The organism is Gardnerella sp. c10Ua_244, from assembly GCF_055818055.1.
Genome location: NZ_JARFVS010000020.1, coordinates 1 through 821, shown reverse-complemented (window position 1 = coordinate 821; position 821 = coordinate 1). Strand labels below are relative to the sequence as shown.

Annotated in this window: 3 protein-coding genes; all 3 read right to left on the bottom strand. The window is 40.8% G+C overall.

Going from position 1 to position 821, the window contains the following annotated elements:
• Positions 1 to 5 precede the first annotated feature (5 nt).
• The gene (locus P0108_RS07115; RefSeq protein WP_410313071.1) at positions 6 to 338 is read right to left on the bottom strand and encodes a phage head closure protein; all 333 of its coding nucleotides are present in this window, start codon (positions 336 to 338) and stop codon (positions 6 to 8) included.
• Positions 339 to 617 carry a head-tail connector protein gene (locus P0108_RS07110; protein WP_174142805.1) on the bottom strand — a complete coding sequence of 93 codons (279 nt, stop codon included), beginning with the start codon at positions 615 to 617 and terminating at the stop codon, positions 339 to 341.
• A gap of 30 nt (positions 618 to 647) precedes the next feature.
• Positions 648 to 821, bottom strand: a 174-nt coding sequence (locus P0108_RS07105) for a phage major capsid family protein (protein ID WP_473730936.1), incomplete at its 5' end; no start/stop codon positions are given.

Here is an 821-nt window from a genome sequence, read left to right as displayed (position 1 = left end):
TTTGCTCACTTTTTACACCTCTTACAGTGAAGTTTCAGGCTTTTCTTCTTATAATTCATGTGGTCAACACCTAAAATCTCATAAACCGTATCATGAAAAATAACACGATACCTGGTGGATGATATTACAGTGGTTTCTTTCGAATAGCGGATAGTAAAATCTATTTTTGACTCATCCCACACGTTTCCTGCCGAAGTCTGCTCAGATGGGCTTTCAGCACTCACCGTAGCGTAACACTCGTAATATTTACTCCACTTAATCTTATGATTACCAACCTCATCAACCTCTACACTGTTTTTAAGCAGCATAATACGCTCGTTTAATAAACTTATTCTCATTTAAAACCCCGTTTTTCTAACAGTAAAAAGCATCGAACGTAAAGTGAGAGTTAGAGCGTGATGGTCTGCTTCTTCCCGATGCTCATACAAGTAGCCTGTAGCGTATAAGACTGCGAGCCGATACTCGTCAAAGTTTTCACTAATCAAACTCCTATCGTTTTTACGAGCCACTCCCTGGCAGAGTTTTTCAGCAGAACGAATAAGGGTGTTGATAAGCTCATCATCTTCTCTACTATCCACCCTAAGATAGTTTTTTGCTTCCTCAACTGTAACTATCATCAACACCCCTCCTTAACTTTTAACCGTCTTTTAAGCTGCTACGCTTGTTTTAACAGGCAGAATCTGCACTGCTTCTTTAAGCACGAGTTTGCCGTCTACACGCTCTTTAGCAACAAAACCTATCATGCCGTTTCCAGCGAAAAGCTCAGTAAGCTCTTTAAACGAGCGTGAACCACGGTCGCCAATGTTGTAGTACGAGTAGTC

What these genes read in the sequence shown, in the direction of transcription:
- P0108_RS07115 (WP_410313071.1), bottom strand. Translation starts at nt 338, where the DNA reads ATGAGAATAAGTTTATTAAACGAGCGTATTATGCTGCTTAAAAACAGT.
- P0108_RS07110 (WP_174142805.1), bottom strand. Translation starts at nt 617, where the DNA reads ATGATAGTTACAGTTGAGGAAGCAAAAAACTATCTTAGGGTGGATAGT.